Genomic DNA, 22,680 nt, shown 5'->3' with positions numbered 1-22,680 from the left:
AACTATGTGTGAGGGACGTTCCTCAAAAGTACGTCATCAAACCATCATTGAGCTACTTTCTACTCAAGGCCAGGTTTACGTACAGGAGCTTGCAAAACATTTTAATGTCGCGCAAGAAACTATCCGTCGTGACCTTAGTAAACTTGAAGCACAAAAGTTACTGAAAAAAGTCCATGGTGGGGCGGTCAATATCCAGTCAAAATTTGAGCGTAATTTTACGGAAAGAGCACAAGCCGCGGTTGATGAGAAAAAAGCGATTGCAGCAAAAGCGGCTGAGCTAATAAAACCCGGAGACACATTGTTTATTGATTTTGGCACAACCACCTTTGAATTTAGCCAAAGAATCAAGTTGATTGATAATTTAACCGTCATTACGAATTCGCCTTTATTGGCAAATACGTTACAAGAAAACTCAACCATCGAAACAATTTTGATTGGTGGGCAATTTAATGCAGCGCAAAACGCGTGCTTAGGTGCGATTGCGCTAAAAAATATTGCTGAATTTTTTGCTGATTACGCCGTGATTGGCGCAGGGGCGATACACGCACTGCATGGTGTGATGGACCAGCACGTCGATGAAGCTGCAATTGCGCAAAAGATGATGGAAAATAGCGATAAATTAATGGTACTAGCGGATGGCACAAAGGCCAATAAGCATGCGATTAATTTTGTGACGAGTTGGGAAAATATTGATTATTTGGTGACAACTAGCAAAGAATTTAAATTACCTGAAAATAAAAAACATCCTAAAACGAAGATTATTGTTGCGGATGTTGAATAAGTTTTAATTATTATCATTCAATTATAAACACACTCTATGAAATATATTTAATTATTTTTCATAGGGTTACTTTACCTGAAATTTGATTAACGCCAATACTAGGAATTATTATGAGCCTCTATTTTATTGCTTGCCCTTATTCAGATCCTGATAGCAATGTTGTGGAAATGCGCTTCCAAGAGTGTACCAAATTTGCGGCGGAGCTTGCGCTTAAAGGTATCGCTACTTACAGCCAAATCACGATGACCCATCCTATTAACCAATACCTTGCCTCACAAGGGCAAAAGGTTGCTTGGTCTTCTATTGATATGGAATTTCTAAAGCGCTGTGATGGTTTAATTGTGCTGACATTACCAGGCTGGGAAAAAAGTGGTGGCGTAGCAGCGGAAATTCAATTTTTTAAAGACCAAGGATTGCCAGTTTGGACGGGGGATGAGTTTAAACTACAAATGGCAGAATAACGTTTATTTATAGTTATCTTGATGATCCATGACGTTTTATCGTCATGGATTTTTTGTGGAATATTAATTAATTTTAATAGTATTGGTACTGGTATTTAAACGTCTCAATTAAAGGGGCTGGCTGGCTACTATGTGAATTGGTTACTGTTTCAGTTAAGCAATTACCATATTTATCAGTTTCTAGGCATTCAATAATGGTAGTTATCTCATCAGTATCAATTTTAATTGTCCGAGTTTCTTTCTGAAAGAAGCCATCAGAGTCATAAGTAAATTGGCGAGTATCACGCCCTGAATTTCCATGAATAGCGGCTAACCTACCTTGGTCATCATAAGAATATTGGTAAAACACCTCCATCCCTTCAGAAAACCCTTTTGTCGAATCTATTTTGCCATTGTTATACTTAGCAGTGACAGTGTAGTCTTTGCCTGCCTGATCTTGAGTTTTGACTGCTGATATTTTGCCGGATGGATCTTGTTCAAAAGTGAACTTGCTTTCCATATTCTGCACGGGTTGACCTAATGAAATCAGGTTCACCATTTGATAAGTTGGTTTTCTCTGGATTGTTCTTTTCAGTGATGAATTGAGCTCTCCATTTAAAAACCATTTTGATTCACTTTGATAGCTTTCTAGTTCACCGCAAGGTAAAAATGCCATTTTAAGTGTTTTACTGTCTAAGGATGAACCTGTATGGGCTGAGCTATAGTTTACGGTTTTAATTGTTTTGATAGGGCCATACACGATTTTTTGCGTCATCAAATGCAAATTATCATCATGCATATTCCGTTGTTCATCACTACAGTTTTCAACGGCATAAGCAGATGAAGCAAGCAAGGTTAATAGAGAAAGTAAAACTGTTTTTTTCATTCGGTAAGTTCCTAGATGATTTATGTTTACGGAATACTACCTAAGAGATGAGCAAAAAGTTTGCGTAAAAAAGCCGTAACCCAAAGGCTACGGCTTTAAAGATAGGGGGGTGTTTAGTGGCTAGGTTTTAGATATTCATCTAAGTTTTTGCCTTCAACTTTTTTATTGTCGTTATCAATAAAATCATCGATAGAACAACCGAACTCTTCCACATCATTGCACATGAGTGTTGCCATGGACTTAGCAATTTCATGTTCACCAATAATGATATGCTCAGCCCCTCGTTCTTTGATAAAACTGACTTCATCATCATAATGAGCGCGAACAATCACAGTGATATCTGGGTTCATTTCTTTTGCTGTTGCGACAATTTCCCCAGCTTCATAACCATTTGGAATGGTTAAAAGCAATGTTTTGGCGCACTCAATACGTGCAAGGCTAATGATATCTTTATTTGCGCCATTGCCTAAAATTGCGCTAAAGCCATTTTCAGCAAGTTCCTCAAACCGAGCGCGGGTATCTTCAACGACAACGACAGGAATTTCTTTTCTGCGTAGTTTGTCTGCAAGCATGCCACCGACTCGGCCGTAACCGACGATGATAGCGTGGCCGCAGATATCGACAGGAACTTGAGTTTCTTCTTCCAAAGTCTCTTCCAGCAGTTGTTCTTCGATAGTCTCGGTTTTCTCAAGGTATTTATCTAATAAGCTAAATAACACAGGATTTAGCATAATAGAGACAATTGCCCCCGCTAATACCAAGTTTTGAGCGTCTTTATCCATCACGCCAAGGGTCAAGCCCATGCCAGCTAAGATAAAGGCAAACTCACCGATTTGCGCCAAACTGACAGAAATGGTTAGTGCTGTTCGCCGTGAGTGCCCAAACATCCTGACAAGAACCAAGGCTGCTGCAGATTTACCAATAATGATAATGGCCAGAACCCCCAAAATCCCTAAAGGTTGTTCAATTAATACGACTGGGTCGAATAGCATCCCAACCGAGACAAAGAACAGAACCGCAAAGGCATCACGTAATGGCAGAGTGTCTTGTGCAGCGCGATGGCTGAGTTCAGACTCATTTAATACCATCCCTGCGAAGAACGCACCGAGGGCAAATGAAGCATCAAAAATTGCCACAGCGGCATAGGCAATACCTAATGCAAGAGCAAGAACCGCAAGGGTAAATAGTTCACGAGAACCGGTTGATGCGGTACGCGATAAAATCCATGGGATCACTTTACGACCCACGACAATCATAATAAATATGAATAAAACTACTTTACCAATTGTCCATGCAAGGCCTAATGCGAGCTCACTGAAACTTGCGTCATCCGTGTTCATAATAGCGGCAGCGGCAGGCAGTAGAACAAGTGTTAAGACCATGGCTAAGTCTTCAACAATCAGCCAGCCGATAGCAATTTGCCCACGCTGACTTTCAATTAATTGACGTTCTTCTAAAGCACGTAGTAATACCACGGTACTGGCGGTGGATAAACATAGGCCAAATACAACACCTGTAAATATTCCCCAGCCAAATAGCATAGAGAGGCCAAGACCCAGTAAAGTGGCTACTGCGATTTGTGCAATGGCACCTGGAATAGCGATAGCTTTAACAGCAAGTAAATCTTTTAATGAAAAGTGTAGGCCAACCCCAAACATCAGTAAGATAACACCGATTTCAGCAAGTTCAGGGGCAAGCGCTGCATCAGCGACAAACCCGGGAGTAAATGGGCCTGCGAGGACACCGGCTGCAAGGTAGCCAACTAAAGGGGAAATTTTTAATCGCTGCGCGATCATACCTAACAAATATGCAAGGGCGAGACCACCAACAATGGTTGTAATTAAGGGCGTTGAATGCTCCATTTAGTCTCCTCTGGTGAATATAAAAATAGAAAGGTGGGTACATGCCGTTGACTTTTAAAATGAGGCCTTCATTTTAAAATGCAATTTGCATGTTTTTATATTCTAACTTTTTTTGAGATAAATTTCCTTAAAAAAATGAAATGTTTTTAAAAAAAAGACAGCTTAAAGGTGCTAAATCGTTACAAGCGCTGTGTTTGTGGGGTTTTTATCTGAAATTTGTTTGAATTATGGATGGAAAGGCCCATACTTATTTTTGTGTAAGTATGGGTAAAATAAGAAAATAAATCTATTTATTGCCAATATTTGGCAGTAATACTGTGAAAATCCCAAGTAATGGTAGGAAAGCGCAATAATGATAAACTTGTTCAATACTGGTCTGGTCAGCGATATGGCCTAAAACTGCTGCGCCAACGCCCCCCATACCGAATGCGAGTCCAAAGAACAACCCTGATACCATGCCAGTTTTACCGGGGATTAGCTCTTGTGCGTAGACTAAAATAGCCGAAAATGCAGAGGCTAAAATCAAACCAATAATGACAGTCAGTACCCCAGTCCAATAGAGGGATGCGTAGGGTAAAATTAAGGTAAATGGTGCAACACCAAGGATTGAGAACCAAATAACGTACTTACGCCCTATTTTATCACCTATTGGCCCGCCAATCATCGTGCCAGCGGCAACGGCAAATAAGAAAACAAACAAATGAATTTGCGCATTTTGCACAGAAACACCGAATTTATCGATCAAATAAAAGGTGTAATAGCTGCTAATACTGGCCAAATAAAAGTATTTGGAGAAAATTAGAACTAACAGGACAGCTAAAGAGCCAACAATGACTTTGCGTGGTAAGACTTTAACATCTCCCGCACTGATCGGCTTTTTACTTGCGGCACGGTGTTGGTGTTTGTACCAACTACTGACTTGCAGCAAAATAACAATTGCAAGTAGAGCCGCCAGTGAGAACCAGCCAATATTGCCTTTTCCATAAGGTTCAATAATCAGCGCTGCAAGTAATGGCCCAAGGGAGGCCCCTAAGTTACCACCCACTTGGAAAAAGGATTGTGCAAGGCCATGTCGTCCTCCTGAAGCCATACGAGCAACGCGTGAAGATTCAGGGTGGAACACGGAAGAGCCCGTACCAACAAGTGCTGCGGCAAGTAATATGGTCGGGAAGGTTTCTGCCATTGCTAACAATATTAATCCCGTTAACGTAAAGCTCATACCTATTGGTAGAGAATATGGTTGCGGGTGTTTATCAGTATAATAGCCGATAATGGGTTGAAGTAATGATGCCGTAATCTGATAAGTGAGGGTGATCATCCCTATTTGGGCAAAACTTAATGAAAAATCAGACTGTAATAAAGGATAAATTGCTAAAATCAGTGACTGGATCATGTCATTAAGTAAATGAGAGACACTGATCGCCGTTAGGATACTAAAAACCGTTTTTCCCGTTTTGTTTAATGGCTTTGACGGGCTTGGGTTGCTAGGGTTTGTGGTTTGCTCACTCATATTATTATCAACTTTCTGTGTTACATAATTGTTATCAATATAACTGAAATACAATTTATTTAAATGAATAAATAAATCACGTGAATAATTAGTGCCGGTTAATTATTTGATGACGATCTCATTTTTATGAAACGAATTTCTTATTCTGCAATAGGTATCAAATCCTGATCATATTTTTGTGCTATAAAACAGCAGGTAGTGACAAACTATAATCTAATATGACTGAATAAAAATTCCTATATCAGCAGGGAGAAATGTATGAAACTTGCATTTAAGGCATCCGTATGCGCATTAACGGTATCGTTAGCGTTAATACCCGCGACTATGGCAAATGCGTGGGAAAAAGACAAAACATACAATATTACCATTTTACATACCAATGACCATCACGGCCATTTCTGCCACAACGACCATGGAGAATATGGTTTAGCCGCGCAAAAAACGGTGGTTGATGAAATCCGTGACGAAGTCGCTAAACAAGGGGGTAGTGTTTTATTGCTCTCTGGTGGTGATATTAATACCGGTGTACCAGAGTCTGATTTACAAGATGCAGAACCCGATTTTAAAGGAATGAACTTAGTGGGTTACGATGCGATGGCATTAGGAAACCATGAGTTTGATAACCCACTTGAAACACTGCGTCAGCAAGAAAAATGGGCAACTTTCCCGTTTTTATCAGCCAATATTTATCAAACCAGCACAGGCAAACGCCTTTTCAAACCTTACCAAGTTTTTGATAAACAAGGTGTGAAAATTGCAGTAATGGGGCTGACAACCGACGATACTGTGCGTATCGGTAACCCTGCTAACTTCCCTGATGTTGAATTCCGTGTGCCTGCGGACGAAGCGAAAAAAGTGGTTGAAGAGCTCCGTGCGACAGAGAAACCAGACATTATCATCGCCGCAACGCATATGGGCCACTATGACGATGGCAATCATGGCTCCAATGCCCCAGGCGATGTCGAAATGGCGCGCAGCTTACCCGCAGGCTATTTAGATATGATAGTGGGTGGTCACTCACAAGATCCTGTTTGTATGTCTCAAGAAAAGAAAAACTACAAACAAGAAGACTATGTACCCGGTACACCATGTGCACCAGATAACCAAAATGGGACTTGGATTGTGCAAGCCCATGAATGGGGTAAATATGTTGGCCGCGCGGATTTTGAATTTAAAAACGGTAAGTTTACCCTGAAGCATTACCAGTTAATCCCAATTAACTTGAAGAAAAAAGTCACAAAAGAAGATGGAACTAGCGAGCGAGTTTACTATACGCAAGAAATTGCTCATAACCCTGATATGATGAAATTACTGACACCTTATCAAGAAAAAGGTGACAAGCAACTAAGCGTTAAAGTGGGATCTGTTGAAGGTAAACTCGAAGGCGATCGCAGCAAAGTACGTTTTGTTCAAACCAATATGGGGCACCTTCTGTTAGCCGCACAGAAAGAACGCGCAGGGGCAGACTTCGCGATTATGAGCGGTGGTGGTGTTCGTGACTCTATCGAAAGTGGCGATATTACTTATAAAGATGTTCTTAAAGTTCAGCCGTTTGCCAATGAATTAGTTTATGTGGATTTCAAAGGCGATGAAGTGATCCCATACCTGACTGCGGTTGCAAACATGAAACCAGATGCAGGGGCGTATGGCCAGTTTTACAATGTGAACTTAACGTTGAATAAAGACGGCACGATTAGTGATGTCAAAATTGATGGTAAGCCAGTTGACCCAGAGAAAACCTATCGTATGGCAACTTTGAACTTCAATGCGATTGGTGGAGACGGTTATCCAAAAATTGACAACCACCCTAATTACGTTAATACCGGTTTTGTCGATGCAGAAGTTCTCAAAGGGTATATTGAAAAGCATTCCCCTCTGAAAGCGGCAGATTATGAACCAAAAGGTGAAATTATTTATAATAATAAATAATTAAACCATTATTACCTTGAAAGCCTCACTTTATTTCACAGTGGGGCTTTTTAGTTTAATACTATCCAATAATCCTTAATATCATCAAAGTGCAATGCTATTTCCGTATTTCCGCGAAGGTTGCATTCAGTACTTTTGCGAGATCGTTAGGCGCAAGTTCAATATCTAGTCCACGTTTTCCACCTGAAATAAACAGTGTGGCATATTGCTGAGCTTGGTCGTCAATTACCGTTGGTAGACGTTTTTTTTGGCCTAATGGACTAATGCCACCGAGTAAATACCCAGTTGTTTTTTGCGCAACTTGTGGATCAGCCATTTCTACTTTTTTCACTTTGAATACTTTAGCGACTAATTTTAAGTCTAATTGCCCTGAAACAGGGGTAACGGCAACGGCTAACGTTTTTTGGTCGCCATTGAGTGCAACTAATAAGGTTTTAAACACTTGTTTGGCATCTAACCCAAGTTTTCGTACGGCTTCATCACCAAAGTTACTTTCATTTGGGTCGTGATCGTAGGGATGTAATGTGAAGGAAATTTTTTGTTTCTCGAGTAATTTAACGGCTGGGGTCATTTTGAGCCTTCTATGTATCACTTAATTTCGCAAATATTCTACCAGACTATTTTCACCAAACAGATGCAATGCACCAACGGCAACAACATAGTTACCATCAGGAAGTGACTTAAGCTGTTCGCTCCAATTCGCATTTCGTTGCTTCATCAATACTTGGTAAATGTCTTCGCTAAAGGTATTGGGTAAAGTGGCGCGATTGTTGGGTTGGTAATCTAGCCACCAGCTTATCATTGTCTGTAGCGAGCGCGCGTTTTCACGCCAGTGGTTCAACGAATCTTGTAATAACGCTAACCCATTATTAGGTAAAGAAAGCAGCAATTCAACTTGAGAGGCGGTTCCTTCTAACTCAATAATCGGTTTGAGTTGTGATTGCGCATTACGGATAAGTTGGTAGTCAATACCATAATGGCCTCTGAGCCCGAGTTCTTGAGCTTGCGTCGCTTGTAGGATCAGGGCAATTTGCCATGAGGGTAAGGTATCAAAACGCTCGGGGGATTGGCGGAGCTCTAAACAATATTGTTGAAAAAGATGATATTCATCTTGGGTTAACCGCTGCTCGACAGGAAGATATTCTGCTGCATCATTAGGAAATGGGGGAGATGTCTCAGTGATATCTGCCTCAACAATTAAGGCATCTGCGAAATTGAGTTTATCGAGTAATGTGGCAGATAAAGGAAACATATTTTCTGTTCCCATATGGATACTACCCACAATGTGCAATTTGCATTTTTTTGATAGCCGAATATCAATAGCAGGGTAAGGATAAACCGGAGCGGTTTCCGTATGAAGCCAATTTTTAAAATTTTCAATCAGTTTGCCCACGATTTCGTCCCTGCGTTATTTCTCATTTTATTAGGTTAAACAATCTTGCTGCAATTTGCGAATGCTTATCATTGATTACGCATTTTTTAGCTAACTGTTTTTTTCGTGGAGGCGAAATAATGCAAAAAAATGCCCCTATTACAGGGGCATTATAAGGTTAGTTATTCTTACTAATGCTTTTAAATACACTGAGTAAAGCGAATAAGCTAAAGGAACTAAACACCATTTCGATCCCAATTAGGGTTGTCAGTAAGGTAATTGATGTAATTGGGCCATTACCGATGAGTAAATAGGCAATAAAGAAATCTAGCAGCCCAATGATGATTTGTAACCAGCCACTGGCTGAGCTAATTTTTTGGAAACCGACATAGAGCCGGATCACTCCACCCACGATAAATAATGCTGCGACTAAAATAGCCAAAGCGACCAGACTTTTTAATGGGTCTTTAATGAAAGAGTAGCCGACAATAATATAAATAAGGCCAATAATAAAACCAAACAACCGAGACCAACCAGTATAAATCACCGTGCTTAAGATGCTGACTATTGCACCAACACCTCCAATAATCAGGAGTACGCCCAGTACTGTACTGACGGCAATACCGGAGATCATCGGGTTGATGATACAAAAAAGCCCACCCGCTAACAGTAAAATGGATAAGATCATTAGAAAGGTGCGTTGTTTTTTAAACTCTTCTCCCGCAAGTTTGGCGAGTTTCTCACGATCAATATTAAGCATTTTGTACTCCAAATATTAAATAACCAACTATTTATAAGTATAGGCTTAGCTTTCACATAATAACATCTCAGTTAGTATAAATTTAATCCGCTTTAGTTGTCTTCGTGTAAGTTTGCATCATTTTTATACTTTAAATGACGTAGGGAAGTCGATGTATAGTGTAAATAGAATCTGGAAACTATCAATATTATGGCCAATTTTAGTTAGTGATCTAAAATATCTAAATATTTTTCTTGATCTAAATTTGGAAAATGACGAGTCGCAGCAGTTAAAATAATTTCTTTCATCAGTTTTTTTGCGTTATGGCTGTCTTTTAAGCGGATCGCATCAAACAATAATTTATGCATTTTAACTGACTCGGTTGTTTCTCTCGCACTTTTTTCTTGCGTATGTTTAAACGATAAAATGAGTGCTTCTTGAATAGCATTCCCAATTGAGAATAAAAAAGGGTTATGACATGCTTTGAGTAATGCGTAGTGGAAGTCAATATCACCTTGTTCAAATAAAGCCAAAGAATCTTGTTCATGGCCTTTTTGCATTAAAAACCAGGCTTTCTCTAAGTCTGCTAAATCTGCCCCTGTAGCAAAGCTGGCGGCGAGTGCAGAAGCATTAGGTTCAAACATGAGTCTTAATACAACGAGCTGTTTGAATAGTTCAGGAGAAACTCCTGCTTTGCCAACCCATTTAAGTAGGTCGAAATCAAGAAAATTCCATTCATCTCTTGGATTAATAACACTTCTTTTCTTTGGTTGAATAGAGATAAGCCCTTTACTAGAAAGTTGCTGTAGTGCATTGCGAATTGACGTTCTTGACGCAGAAAATTGTTGTGCGAGCTCATTTTCACCAGGCAGCATATTGTCTTTATAATGCCCAAGAATAATTTGCATCCCGATTTGTTGCATGATCGATTGAGCTAATGTTTGCTGAGGCTCGGCCATTAAATTAAAACCTTATTTTGATGTAATAGTGAGGACTGTAACAATCTATCATGATTGACGTCCAACTGCCTGCTGATCTTTGTTCGTGTGATTACAATAGCGTAACGGATATCGATTCTACCGTCAGCTATACAGTTTATTTTTACTGTAAGGTAAATCTTATACTTACAAAAAAGTAGACGTAGATAACAAATAATAAAAACAAATTATCCCACAAATGCCAGTAAATCCAGCATTATCAATTGTTTATTATTTTCCTCCTATTTTGAGCTAGTTGACACAATAAAATCATGTGATACAAATTATATAAACTTGTATTACAAGATTGAGGGGTGGACAAAGTGTATTGGATCGCGGTTGATTGGGGTACTACAAATTTTCGTGCCTTTTTAATGGAAAAAGATGAAGTCATTGATGAGGTTATTGGAACCGAAGGGATTTTATCCGTTACTGAAAATCAATTTGATGTTGTTTTACACCGTAATATTGAGCATTGGCTGACATCGAAAGGGCACCTTCCTATTTTATTAGCTGGAATGGTTGGTTCCCAAAAAGGGTGGTATGAAGTTCCATATCAAGCAGTACCAATAACCGCAAAGGGATTAACTGAGTCACTGAAAGAAATAACCACATACTGGGGTAGTAAAGCATGGATTGTTCCAGGTATTCAAAATCTAAGCCAGTATGCATTACCAGATGTTATGCGTGGAGAAGAAACCCAATTACTAGGATTAGTAGACAGTGCGGATACTTATGCAATTTTGCCTGGCACACATAGTAAGCACAGCGTTATTTCTCATGGTGAAATTAAAACCTTTACTAGCTTTATGACGGGAGAACTCTACTCCTTATTAATAAAATCATCAATGATTGGTAAAGGATTACCAAAACAGATTGATAATGAAAAATATTTCTTAATGGGACTCGAAAAGTCAAAGAAAAATATCCCATTTACACATTTAATTTTTTCTGCCAGAACGAAACAATTAAATAAAGAAATACCTGCTGAGTATGTTGGTAGTTACTTGTCGGGGATTTTAATTGGAATCGAATTAAATAATGTTGAGTGTGAAAACAAAATATGGGTTATTACAAATGAGTCATTAGGTGAAAAATATATTGTCGCAGGAAAATACTTTGGACTAAATATGGAGTATGTGTCTGGTAATGAGTGCTTTCTAAAAGGTGCTTACAAATTAATTAATCAATTAGGTAATTAAAATGAAAAATGGAACAGAGTTTAAGGTGAATTGGAGTAATAATAAATATCCATTTATTGCTATATTGAGAGGGTTAACGGTAGAACATGCAATTCCAGTTTGTCGTGGTTTGATTAATAAGGGGATAAAATATATAGAAGTACCCTTAAATACCGATTATGCATATGAAGTTATTGAATTGTTAATTAAAGAGTTTGGTAACCAAGCAATTATTGGTGCAGGAACCGTTCTAAAAACAGAACAGGTTCAAAAAATCAAAGATATTGGTGGGGAAATTATTATATCGCCTAATTTGAATGAAGATGTTGTTCGAAAAACTAAATATCTACAAATGATTAGTTGTCCTGGTGTTTACACAGTGACTGAAGCTTTTAATGCAATAGAATATGGTGCAGATATTTTAAAGTTTTATCCCGCAGATATGATCACTCCAAAAGTACTGAGTGCAATGTTAACTGTTCTGCCTAAAACAGGCTTATATTTTCCTGTTGGGGGGATTTCCGCGGATTCGAATCAATTAAACGCATATATAAAATCAGGGGCTAATGGATTCGGTATTGGTGGAAGCCTATATAAGCCAACGATGAGCGTTGAAGAAGTCTTGAAAAATGCAGATGAATTAATTGATGCATGGAATAATCGATAATGTCAAAAAGTATTTTTGCATTTGATACTAAAATTATAAAAAGCCCCCAAGCTGAATTGGGTGAGTCACCAATTTGGTGTTATCACACGAATTCACTACTTTGGGTTGATATTAAAAAAGGGAAATTGTTTAGGTTTTACCCTAATTTAAGTGATGCTATAGAAGTACAGAATATTCCAACGTTAACAAGTGCTGTTTTACCTACAAATATAAAAGACCTATTTGTTTTGATTAATATCGATGGAATTTATGTCTTAAACTATAAGACAAGAGAGTTGAGTGTTTACTTTGAATTTAAATTTAATAATAAAAAAATAAGAACAAATGAATGCCAAGTCTCACCTGATGGAAATATTTTTATCAGTGTAATGGATAAAAATGCGAATAATCCTATTGGTGTGATTTATGAGTTCAATGCTGAAAGAAAGGAATTGAACTGTATTCATTCTAATTTACTAATCCCGAATACCATGCAGTGGTTTGGCGGTGGGTTTTGGTTTGCAGACTCAGGACGTAAAGTTTTTTATCGAAAAGATTTAAATACAAATGCGATTAAAGAGTATCCAGTTAATTATATTGCAGATGGTTCAGCTCTAACCAAAGAGGGTATTTTAATTAATGCTTGCTGGGGAGATAAATGTCTCGCTTTATACGACCTGAATAATTCAATGCAATTAATAGGAAGAATAATAGTTGATTCCTCTCAACCAACAAGTTGCCTATTTTCAGGAATTGACCATTCAACTCTTTATGTAACTTCTGCTTATGACGGATTAGAAAAAATAACGATAAATGATGGAATGGTAACGTCCATTAAAACAAATTTTATTGGTCAACCTAGTAATACATTTGTACTGTAAAAATTGATGGAGAAAATAATGAGTAATTGTGGAGGGTGTTCTTCTTGTAATACACACTTTAACCCGAGTTTACAAGGAGACAGTGGGGCTTTAAAACGAGCTCTATATAAAGCAAGTGGCCACACGACAGAACAATTAAAACGCCCAGTTATTGCGGTAGTTAATAGCTACACTAATGCAACTGCGGGTCACGTTAATCTAAATGAACTTACCGAAAATGTATTAAAAGGGATCGATGAAGGAGGCGGTGTCGGTATGGTTTTCGGTACTATCGCGCCTTGTGATGGTATTGCGGAAGGTCATTTTGGTATGCGTTATGTCTTAGCATCCCGTGAAGTTATCACCGCTTCTATTGAATGCATGATGAGGGCGCATCGATTTGATGGAATGGTGCTACTCGGTTCTTGTGACAAGATAGTTCCAGCTATGCTAATGGCCGCAGCGCGTTTAGATGTCCCTGCGATCCTTGTTAATGGTGGACCAATGTATCCAGCTGAATATAAAGGAAAACATTGGGACGGAAACATAATAACGGAAGCAATTGGATGGAAAAAACAAGGGTTAATCGATGAGGCCGAATTTGAACATATAGAAAATATCGCAGAGCCTGGGCCAGGTTCATGCACAATGTATGGTACAGCGAATACGATGTGCTGTATTGCAGAAGCGATGGGGATGTCTTTATCTGGTGGTAGCACGTTGCCTGCGGTATCGAAGGAGCGTAGGTTGATTGCTATTGAGTCAGGAAAAAAGATAGTTTCTTTAGTACTGAAAGATATCACCGCACGTCAAATTATTAATAAGAAATCTATACATAATGCAATGGCTTACCTACTGGCAACAGGCGGGTCAACGAATGCCATTCTTCACTTACAAGCGATTCATTATGAAGCAGGACTAGGGCACTTGCCTTTAAAATCATTTGATGAATTGAGTTATAAAGTTCCTCTAGTATCTGCTTTATATCCCGCATCAGAGCACGACATGATTGATTATTGGGAAGCAGGTGGCGTTCCTGCCGTCGAGCATGAAATTTCATCTATTTTATTTTCAGACACAATGACTGTTGATGGTGAAGAAAAAGGTGCTTTGTTAGCCAGAAATGTGAAGACAACACGCCCAGAAGTCATAAAAACCTTGCGTGATCCTGTTCGCAAAGAGTCAGGAATTGCGGTTCTGACAGGTAATTTGTCGCCTCTAGGTTGTGTGGTTAAACCTGCCGCGGTTCCTGAAAACCTGATGTTTTTTGAAGGCAAAGCAATCACCTTTAATAGTGAGAAAGAATCTGTTGATGCAATTATGAATGGTCAAGTAAAACCTGGTAGCGTTCTTGTCCTACGTTATGAGGGGCCAAAAGGAGGGCCGGGCATGCCTGAAATGTACCTACCGATGAAATTACTCGAAGGTATGAATTTATCAGACAGTTGTGCACTCATTACAGATGGAAGATTCTCTGGCTCTAATCGAGGTTTATTTGTTGGCCATATGTCTCCTGAGGCTGTAGAAGGAGGGATTATTGGTTTAATTGAAGATGGTGACTCTATAGTTATAGATATTCCTAATCGACAAATATCACTAAAAGTATCAGATGAAATTTTAGATTCTAGAAAGCAAAATTGGACTCCAATTCGAAAAGAAGTTCCCCGTGGTTTTTTACGTTTATATCGAAAAAGTACTTCTTCAGCAGCGCTTGGCGCTATATTTATTGATGATGAGGATCTGTAATGAAATATCAAGTTAAAGACATAATTGGTGTTAATCCAATTATTGCTGCACCATTTGATAAATATGGTGAAATAGATGAACAGGGTTTTTCTAATATTATTTCTTATTTAAATTCGATTGGTGTTAATGGTGCAACGCTATTTGGTGTTGCGAGTGAATTTGCTAAATTTAATGATTATGAGCGTGATTTACTAGCAGATATTTACCTTAATCAATCAGAGGTTAATTTTTATAAGGCATTGTCAGTCACTGATCATTCAACTGAAAATGCAGTTAAAAGAGCAAAAAAATATGAACAGCTTGGTGCGGATGCATTGATGCTGCTTCCTCCCTTTTTTTTGAATCCATCTCAGGCTGCGGTTGAGAAGCATATTCAAGAGGTATTAGAATCAGTATCAATTCCTGTTATGTTGCAATATGCTCCCAATGAAACGGGGTTTCTTATTACGCCATCAAAAATGGCGCAGTGGAGTGAAATTTATCCTAATGCGGTTTTCAAAATAGAGTGTAATCCTCCGACAGAATATACCCAAGAATTCTTGAGCTATGCCCCTGATGCTGTAGTACTTAATGGCTATGCAGGCCTCTATATGCTTGACATGCTAGATATTGGTGGGAAAGGTGTTATGCCAGGCTGCTCTTTTTCGGAAATTTATGTCGAAATATATCGTCTTTGGATAAATCAAGAAAAAGATAAAGCGAGGGAGTTACATGGTCGATTATTGAAATATATTACTCAATGGATGACACATTGCGAATATATTATTCAAGTAGAAAAAACAATTCTAAATGAAAGAGGGATTTTAAAAAGCGATTATTGTCGAAAACCCAATTACCCACTGAATAATGATGATATGAAAATAATTGCTAAATTTATGAATGAATTTAACTTAACACCAATTAAAGGTGGGGGGTGATATGGCTAATTCATCACTGTTCTCTGAAAATGATAAAATAATAGAGAAAGAAAAAGATAAAGTTTATAGGAAAGTGATATTTAGGTTAATTCCTTTCCTTGTGCTATGTTATTTTTTTGCTTACCTAGATAGAGTAAATGTAGGTTTCGCAAAATTACATATGCAGGAGGATCTTAGCTTTAGTAATACAGTTTACGGGCTCGGCGCTGGTATATTTTTTATTGGCTATTTTTTATTTGAAGTACCTAGCAACTTATTAATGCAGCGATATGGTGCGAGGTTTTGGATCGCTAGAATAATGGTCAGTTGGTCAATATTATCTGCATTAACGATGTTTGTTCAAACACCGACCCAATTCTACGTTGTCCGTTTTTTATTAGGTGTTGCGGAAGCAGGATTCTTTCCAGGGATTGTTTTCTACTTGACGCTATGGTTTCCATCATGGCGTTCAGCTAAAACATTGGGGTTATTTATATTAGTAACACCTTTATCGACAATTTTAGGTAGCCCACTATCAGGTTTTATTCTAAAAATATTTGACGGTGTTGGGCCTTGGTACAATTGGCAATGGCTTTTCTTGGTTGAAGCAATACCTTCATTTTTATTGGCTTTTGTTGTTTTAAAATATTTAGATAATGATGTTAAATCAGCAAAATGGTTAACAGATGAAGAGAAATTGGTCATACAAAATGATCTAAAAAAAGATGGAGAGCAAAAGAAGAAAAATAGCGATGGAAAAATTGCTGTTAGTTTGAAAGATTTGTTAAAAAATAAATATGTTTGGCTATTATCACTGATTTTCTTTAGTTTTAATATTGGTTATTATGGAATTAATTTCTGGTTGCCATCTATCATTAAATCGTCTGGGATAACTGATGACTTATCTATTGGCTTTATAGCGGCATTACCCTATTTATTTGGTTCTGTATTTATGTTGTGGAATAGTTATCACTCAGATCTTAAAAAAGAGAGACGTTGGCATATTGCTATTCCTGCGATATTAGGTTCTATAGGGCTAGTATTTAGTTCTTTAAATGAAGGTTCAACAATAGCAATGATGTTTTGGATTTGTGTTGCGATTTCAGGAACTTTAGCTCTGATCCCTACTTATATGAGTTTACCGGGTGCGATTTTCTCAGGAACTGCTGCAGCTGCTGGTATAGCGTTAGTCAACTCGGTTGGAAATCTGGCAGGTTTTTTTGGGCCGACAGTTTTAGGATGGTTAAATGATTTAACAGGTAGTTCTGGTATTGGGTTACTTATTTTAGCCGGTTTTCTTGCTTTGTGTGCACCTTTGATATTTCTCATTCCCGCTAAATTAGTTAATCCTGAAATAAAAAATAATTAATAAACATAGCAAAAGATAGAACAGGTATCTTAATATGAATAATAATTCTAGAGTCGTTGTTGTTACTGGCGTCAGTCAAGGTATTGGCTATAGTATTTGTGAAACGTATTTGAAGAATGGAGATATTGTTATTGGATGCGCTTGTGAACCTGAAAATAAAAACATTTCTCTTTTAGCAGAAAAATACATTGATAATTTTCATTATTATGAAGTTGATGTTTCTAAAAAAGACGAAATCACAAGTTTTTCAAAAATAGTAAGTGAAAAGTTTGGGGTAATTAATATTTTAGTTTCAAATGCAGGGAAAAATATATTCAAAGGTATCGATTGTGAGGAAGAAGATTGGGATCACAATTTTGACTTGAATTTAAAATCACATTGGAGAATGGCTAAAGCGTTTAAGCCATTATTAGAAAAAAGTAATGGCGTAATTATTATTATTACATCTAATCATGCATATCACACATTACCAGAATGCGCACCTTATAATATTAGCAAAGGGGCTCTTCTATCTCTCGTTCAAAGCTTAATGTTAAATTGGGGACCCACAATAAGAACGGTCGGTATTGCACCGGGTTTTATTGATACAGAAGGTAATCAAACCTATTTTGACTCTTTTGCTGATTCACATAAAGCACGCCAAGAAATTGAAAATAAGCATTGTGTTAAGCGGATAGGTAAGCCGGAAGAAGTAGGTAAGCTTTGTTTATTTCTATCGAGTAATGATGCTGGTTTTATTGCAGGGACAACAATTTTAATTGATGGCGGTCGTAGTGCCGTTATGCAAGATTAGTGTGGAGAATACACTATGAACACAGAAATAATTGGTTTAAGTACTTTAGACTATGTGATTTTTATTACTTATGCGATCGTTATTATTGGAATTGGCTTATGGGTTTCCAGAACGAAAAATGGTCAAACAAAAACAACTGAGGATTATTTCCTTGCAAGTAAAAGCTTACCTTGGTGGGCGATAGGTGCCTCAATAATTGCAGCGAATATATCCGCAGAGCAATTTATCGGCATGTCTGGTTCTGGTTTTTCAATTGGGTTAGCGATTTCAGCATATGAATGGATTGCTGCAATAGGATTAGTGGTTGTAGCTAAATTTATATTACCAATTTTTTTAAAAGAAGGAATCTATACAATACCGGAGTTTGTTGAGAAACGTTACAATAAATCGTTAAAAACAATTCTGGCTATTTTCTGGATAGGGTTATTTGTTTTTGTAAATCTAACCTCCGTATTATATTTAGGTGCATTAGCATTAGAAACGATTCTAAATGTACCAATGATGTATGCGATTGCAGGGCTATCAATATTTGCTGTCGTCTATTCAGTTTATGGTGGGTTATCTGCTGTAGCATGGACTGACGTTGTTCAAGTTTTTGTGCTCATTCTTGGCGGTTTTTTAACTGCATTTTTAGCGATAGACTACATTGGCGGAGAACAAGGCTTTTTCTCAGGGTTAGGCCAATTAACGCAAGCGGCACCAGATCATTTCGAAATGATCCTTAGTAAAGACCACCCTCAATTTGAAAATTTACCGGGTATCGCTGTTTTACTCGGGGGATTGTGGGTCGCTAACTTATACTATTTCGGATTTAATCAATATATTATTCAAAGAGCATTAGCGGCTAAATCAACAAATGAAGCGCAAAAAGGATTAGTTTTTGCTGCCTTTATTAAATTTTTATTGCCTATCATTGTGGTTATACCGGGAATAGCAGCTTATGTTATTGTAAATGACCCTGCTTTATTGGCTGGATTAGGAGAATATGCGACATTTAATTTGCCAAGCTTTGAACAAGCGGATAAAGCTTACCCATGGTTAGCTCAATTTTTACCTGCAGGTGTTAAAGGGCTTGTATTTGCAGCTTTAACTGCAGCAATTGTCTCTTCATTAGCTTCAATGCTTAACTCTATCGCGACAATATTTACGATGGATATCTATAAAGAGTACATTGCGCCTAAAGCTAGCCAAAAAGTTTTAGTTAATGTCGGTCGCTTTTCTGCCATTATTTCATTAATTATTGCGAGTTTTATTGCACCATTATTGAAAAATCTGGGGCAAGCGTTTCAGTATATTCAAGAATATACTGGTTTAGTCAGCCCAGGGATTTTAGCGGTCTTCTTATTAGGGATATACTGGAAGAAAGCAACGTCTAAAGGCGCTATTTGGGGAGTGGTTTTATCAATTCCATTCGCCTTATTCCTTAAGTTGATGCCATTTGGTATGCCATTCTTAGATCAAATGCTATATACATTCCTGTTTACTATTGTTTGTATTTTTGTAGTGAGTTTGACTAATAATACAGGTGATGATGATCCGAAGGCGATTATACTGACAGCGAAAGAGTTTAAAACGAGTACGGCATTTAATATCTCGTCATATGCCATCTTTATTATTTTCGCTATGTTATATGCTGTTTTCTGGTAGTTTCCGATACTTTTAATATAAAGGGCCTCAGTAATTTGAGGCCCTTTAATATGTTATTTAATATAATAGGAATAAAATATCAATAAGTTAGCTCTTATTTCTCAGGTTTAAAGCGTAATAACCGGTTGGCATTGCTCACGACAGTTATTGACGATAGCGCCATTGCCGCACCTGCAACGACAGGGTTAAGTAAAGTCCCCGTAATTGGGTATAAAATCCCCGCCGCAATAGGTATGCCTAATGTGTTATAAACAAAGGCACCAAACAGGTTTTGTTTCATGTTACGCAGTGTTCCTTTTGAAATAGACACCGCATCGGCAACGCCATGTAAGCTTTGGCGCATCAGGGTAATCGATGCGGTCTCAATCGCAATGTCACTACCGCCCCCCATCGCAATACCAACGTCAGCTCGAGCGAGAGCAGGTGCATCATTGATACCATCACCCACCATTGCCACTTTGTGGCCTTTGGCTTGTAAGGCTTCAATAGCAGCAGATTTGCCGTCTGGCATGACGCCCGCAATGACTTCATCAATACCCGCTTCTTTGGCTATTGCATTGGCGGTTACTGGGTTGTCTCCGGTTAACATGACTAAACGGAAACCTTGTTTATGTAACCGCGCCAGTGCACTTATGCTATCTTCACGCAATGGGTCACGGATAGATAACAGTGCGGCAACTTTACCATCAACAGCCAGTAGAACAGGTGTTACGCCTTGAGTCGCTTGTTGGTGTAGCGTTTCTTCTACGTCAAGGGTATCAACATTATTTTGCGCTAACAGTTTTTGGTTACCTAACAGAATAGTTTGGCCGTTAATTACTGCGCTAATGCCTAACCCAGCTAAGGTTCTAAATTGTTCATTAGCCGGCAGTGTTAAACCTTTTGCGCGATTTAAAACAGCGCGGGCTAGTGGGTGATTAGAGCCATTTTCTAATGAAGCGGCATACTGTAAAGCGGTGTCTTGTTCGAACCCATTAAACACATGGATATCCGTAACTTGAGGCATTCCTTCAGTTAATGTACCTGTTTTATCAAACACAATGGTATCTAACTCACTGGCTTGCTGTAACGCATCCGCATCGCGTACTAGCACGCCAAACTCAGCGGCTCGGCCCACGCCAGAAATGATCGACATTGGTGTTGCAAGGCCTAGCGCACAAGGACACGCAATAATTAATACCGTTGTGGTAATAACCAATGCGTAAGTTATTTGTGGCGCAGGACCAACAAAATACCAAATAGCCCCTGAAATCAAAGCAATAGCAACAACTACAGGCACGAATACCGCAGAAATACGGTCAGCAAGCTGGCCAATTTGTGGTTTACTACTTTGTGCTTGGCGAACAAGGTGGATAATTCGTGCTAAAGTCGTTTGGCTACCGACAGCAGCGGCACGGAATAGCACGGTACCATCTTGTACCACGGTTCCGGCATGGACTTGATCCCCTTTACTCTTTTGCTGTGGGATCGGCTCACCGGTTAGCATGGCTTCGTCTAACCAGACTTCGCCTTCGATAATTTCACCATCCACAGGCACACGATCACCCGTAGCTAAGCGTAAAACCATCCCTTTTTTGACTTGCTCCAGTGGCATATCCACTTCGCCTTGCTCTGTGACAACACGGGCAGTTGGCGGTGTTAGGTCTAGCAGTCGTTCAAGAGCTTTTGATGAACGTTGGCGAGCTCGCTGTTCTAGGGCATGACCAAGGTTAATAAGACCGATGATCATGGCACTGGCTTCATAATAAAGGTGGCGAGCTTGATCTGGGAATAAATCAGGCCAAATATTCACCACAATTGAATAGAGCCAAGCCGCTCCCGTTCCTAACGCAACTAAGGTATCCATGGTGGCACTGCCATTTTTTAGGCTTTGCCATGCATTGCGATAAAAGTGCCCACCTGCAAATACCATGACCGCAAGGGTTAATACACCAATGGTAAGCCAAATGGTATGGTTTTGCTCAGTCAGCACCATGTTATCGCCCATCATCCCCCATACCATCACAGGGATACCAAGGGCAAGAGCTAATGCTGATTGCCAACGGAAGCGGCGCATATTGGCTTGCGCGACTTCTTGTTGGCGCTCACGGCGTTTGGCTTCATCTTGAATGATCTCCGCGCCATAGCCTGCTTTGACAACCGCGTCGATTAAATCGTTAGGTTCAGCAGTTCCGGTGACTAAAGCACTGCGCTCTGCTAAGTTGACCCGTGCATTTTCAACACCCGGTACGCTATTTAAGGCTTTCTGAACTTTATTGACACAACTGGCACAGGTCATGCCATCAAGCAGTAACTGTACACTGTCATCCATTGGGCTAATTTCAGGTTGTTCACCTAAATCAGACTCTTGTGCCGGGATCTCACAGATTGCCGCTGAATCAGCTTCCGGCTGTTCAGTTGTGGTACTCAGCGGCTCAGTTTTTGGGTGAGATTCATCCGCAGTGGCTTGGTAGCCAGCGGCTTGAACCGCAGCAACTAAGGCGTCTGCGGAGGCCGTACCATGAACAACAGCAGTTTGGGTATCGACAGTTGCGCTTTCAACACCATCAACCGCTTCTAGCGCTTGTTGTGTTTTAGCGGCACATTTCATGCAACTTAGGCCCGAAAGGGCTAAAGTGATCGCCTTAGTTTGGGCAATTTCTGCGTTGTAGCCTGCTTGTTGAACGGCAGCGATTAACGTTTGTGCATCAGCAGTGCCATATACCTTGGCGCTAGTAGTATCGACAACAGCAGCGGCGACACCGTCAACTTCTTCGAGTGCTTTTTGTGTTTTACCTGCGCATTTCATACAATTGAGGCCAGAAAGTTGTAATTCGATATCTGGGCTCTTAGCCACCTCAGCTTCATAGCCTGCATCGACGATGGTTTTAATTATGTCATCGATATTGCTATCACTTTCCATCACAGCATAATCGATAGTGACTTTTAAGTTAGTGACATCACCGCGCCCTTCGAGCGCTTTAGTGACTGAGCCGACACAGTGCATGCAGCTTAGCCCCTGTAATTTTAAAATAATCATGTTACTCATTTTGCAGCCTCCAAACCC

General features: G+C 39.1%; 19 protein-coding genes. 11 read left to right on the top strand and 8 right to left on the bottom strand.

From position 1 onward, the window contains the following. Positions 1-4 precede the first annotated feature (4 nt). Entirely contained in the window at positions 5-781 is a 777-nt protein-coding gene (locus M1E86_RS14510) for a DeoR/GlpR family DNA-binding transcription regulator (protein WP_426099140.1), read from the top strand. A 110-nt stretch (positions 782-891) separates the two neighbouring features. Then, positions 892-1,242, top strand: coding sequence for a DUF1937 family protein (locus M1E86_RS14505; protein WP_125891568.1), 351 nt, complete (start codon positions 892-894; stop codon positions 1,240-1,242). Positions 1,243-1,315: 73 nt separating this feature from the next. Here the strand turns inward: M1E86_RS14505 and M1E86_RS14500 are convergent, their stop codons facing one another. The 3 genes from M1E86_RS14500 to M1E86_RS14490 form a co-directional block, all read right to left on the bottom strand. Next, positions 1,316-2,107, bottom strand: a complete 792-nt coding sequence (locus M1E86_RS14500; RefSeq protein ID WP_125891567.1) for an RHS repeat domain-containing protein — start codon at positions 2,105-2,107, stop codon at positions 1,316-1,318. Positions 2,108-2,220: 113 nt separating this feature from the next. Beyond that, a complete protein-coding gene (gene ybaL, locus M1E86_RS14495) occupies positions 2,221-3,969 on the bottom strand; it encodes a YbaL family putative K(+) efflux transporter (protein ID WP_125891566.1) in 1,749 nt (582 codons plus the stop codon). A gap of 286 nt (positions 3,970-4,255) precedes the next feature. Next, a complete protein-coding gene (locus M1E86_RS14490) occupies positions 4,256-5,479 on the bottom strand; it encodes an MFS transporter (RefSeq protein ID WP_213913904.1) in 1,224 nt (407 codons plus the stop codon). 258 nt (positions 5,480-5,737) lie between these two features. On the opposite strand from M1E86_RS14490, the gene ushA reads away from it, so the two are divergent. Beyond that, positions 5,738-7,408, top strand: a complete 1,671-nt coding sequence (ushA, locus tag M1E86_RS14485; protein ID WP_426099139.1) for a bifunctional UDP-sugar hydrolase/5'-nucleotidase UshA — start codon at positions 5,738-5,740, stop codon at positions 7,406-7,408. Positions 7,409-7,505: 97 nt separating this feature from the next. On the opposite strand, the gene ybaK is transcribed toward ushA, so the two are convergent. The 4 genes from ybaK to M1E86_RS14465 all read right to left on the bottom strand — a co-directional run bounded on the left by ybaK (position 7,506) and on the right by M1E86_RS14465 (position 10,478). Continuing rightward, complete coding sequence (gene ybaK / locus M1E86_RS14480) at positions 7,506-7,979, bottom strand: Cys-tRNA(Pro)/Cys-tRNA(Cys) deacylase YbaK (protein WP_125891563.1); 474 nt, start codon at positions 7,977-7,979, stop codon at positions 7,506-7,508. 21 nt (positions 7,980-8,000) lie between these two features. Beyond that, positions 8,001-8,801 carry a TraB/GumN family protein gene (locus M1E86_RS14475; protein ID WP_213913906.1) on the bottom strand — a complete coding sequence of 267 codons (801 nt, stop codon included), beginning with the start codon at positions 8,799-8,801 and terminating at the stop codon, positions 8,001-8,003. A gap of 157 nt (positions 8,802-8,958) precedes the next feature. Next, a complete protein-coding gene (locus tag M1E86_RS14470) occupies positions 8,959-9,540 on the bottom strand; it encodes an HdeD family acid-resistance protein (protein WP_125891561.1) in 582 nt (193 codons plus the stop codon). 203 nt (positions 9,541-9,743) lie between these two features. Beyond that, on the bottom strand, positions 9,744-10,478 hold the full coding sequence (locus M1E86_RS14465; protein ID WP_125891560.1) for a FadR/GntR family transcriptional regulator: 735 nt from the start codon (positions 10,476-10,478) through the stop codon (positions 9,744-9,746). Positions 10,479-10,819: 341 nt separating this feature from the next. Between M1E86_RS14465 and M1E86_RS14460 the strand changes: the two genes are divergently transcribed. From M1E86_RS14460 to M1E86_RS14425, 8 genes are read left to right on the top strand one after another with little or no spacing between them, the layout of a single operon-like run. Beyond that, the gene (locus M1E86_RS14460) at positions 10,820-11,698 is read left to right on the top strand and encodes a 2-dehydro-3-deoxygalactonokinase (protein ID WP_125891559.1); all 879 of its coding nucleotides are present in this window, start codon (positions 10,820-10,822) and stop codon (positions 11,696-11,698) included. Between the two features lies 1 nt (position 11,699). After that, positions 11,700-12,344 carry a 2-dehydro-3-deoxy-6-phosphogalactonate aldolase gene (locus M1E86_RS14455; RefSeq protein WP_213913907.1) on the top strand — a complete coding sequence of 215 codons (645 nt, stop codon included), beginning with the start codon at positions 11,700-11,702 and terminating at the stop codon, positions 12,342-12,344. Further along, on the top strand, positions 12,344-13,204 hold the full coding sequence (locus M1E86_RS14450; RefSeq protein WP_213913909.1) for an SMP-30/gluconolactonase/LRE family protein: 861 nt from the start codon (positions 12,344-12,346) through the stop codon (positions 13,202-13,204). Before M1E86_RS14455 ends, M1E86_RS14450 begins: the two co-directional genes overlap by 1 nt. Before the next feature lie 18 nt (positions 13,205-13,222). Further along, positions 13,223-14,929 carry a dihydroxy-acid dehydratase gene (ilvD, locus tag M1E86_RS14445; RefSeq protein WP_213913910.1) on the top strand — a complete coding sequence of 569 codons (1,707 nt, stop codon included), beginning with the start codon at positions 13,223-13,225 and terminating at the stop codon, positions 14,927-14,929. Further along, the gene (locus tag M1E86_RS14440; RefSeq protein WP_125891555.1) at positions 14,929-15,846 is read left to right on the top strand and encodes a dihydrodipicolinate synthase family protein; all 918 of its coding nucleotides are present in this window, start codon (positions 14,929-14,931) and stop codon (positions 15,844-15,846) included. Before ilvD ends, M1E86_RS14440 begins: the two co-directional genes overlap by 1 nt. Before the next feature lies 1 nt (position 15,847). Beyond that, positions 15,848-17,194, top strand: a complete 1,347-nt coding sequence (locus M1E86_RS14435) for an MFS transporter (RefSeq protein ID WP_213913911.1) — start codon at positions 15,848-15,850, stop codon at positions 17,192-17,194. A 34-nt stretch (positions 17,195-17,228) separates the two neighbouring features. Further along, positions 17,229-17,987: an SDR family NAD(P)-dependent oxidoreductase gene (locus M1E86_RS14430; protein WP_125891553.1), complete on the top strand. Its 759-nt coding sequence runs from the start codon at positions 17,229-17,231 to the stop codon at positions 17,985-17,987. Between the two features lie 15 nt (positions 17,988-18,002). Continuing rightward, positions 18,003-19,634 (top strand): sodium/sugar symporter, encoded by a 1,632-nt coding sequence (locus M1E86_RS14425; RefSeq protein ID WP_125891552.1) that lies wholly within the window; start codon positions 18,003-18,005, stop codon positions 19,632-19,634. A gap of 94 nt (positions 19,635-19,728) precedes the next feature. Here the strand turns inward: M1E86_RS14425 and copA are convergent, their stop codons facing one another. Further along, complete coding sequence (gene copA, locus M1E86_RS14420) at positions 19,729-22,662, bottom strand: copper-exporting P-type ATPase CopA (protein ID WP_213913912.1); 2,934 nt, start codon at positions 22,660-22,662, stop codon at positions 19,729-19,731. Between the last annotated feature and the right edge of the window lie 18 nt (positions 22,663-22,680).

It is taken from the genome of Providencia sp. PROV200, from assembly GCF_049901995.1.
Lineage (GTDB): Bacteria > Pseudomonadota > Gammaproteobacteria > Enterobacterales > Enterobacteriaceae > Providencia > Providencia rettgeri_E.
Note: the sequence above shows the minus strand (reverse complement) of the source record. Positions and strands in the feature narration are given on the sequence as shown.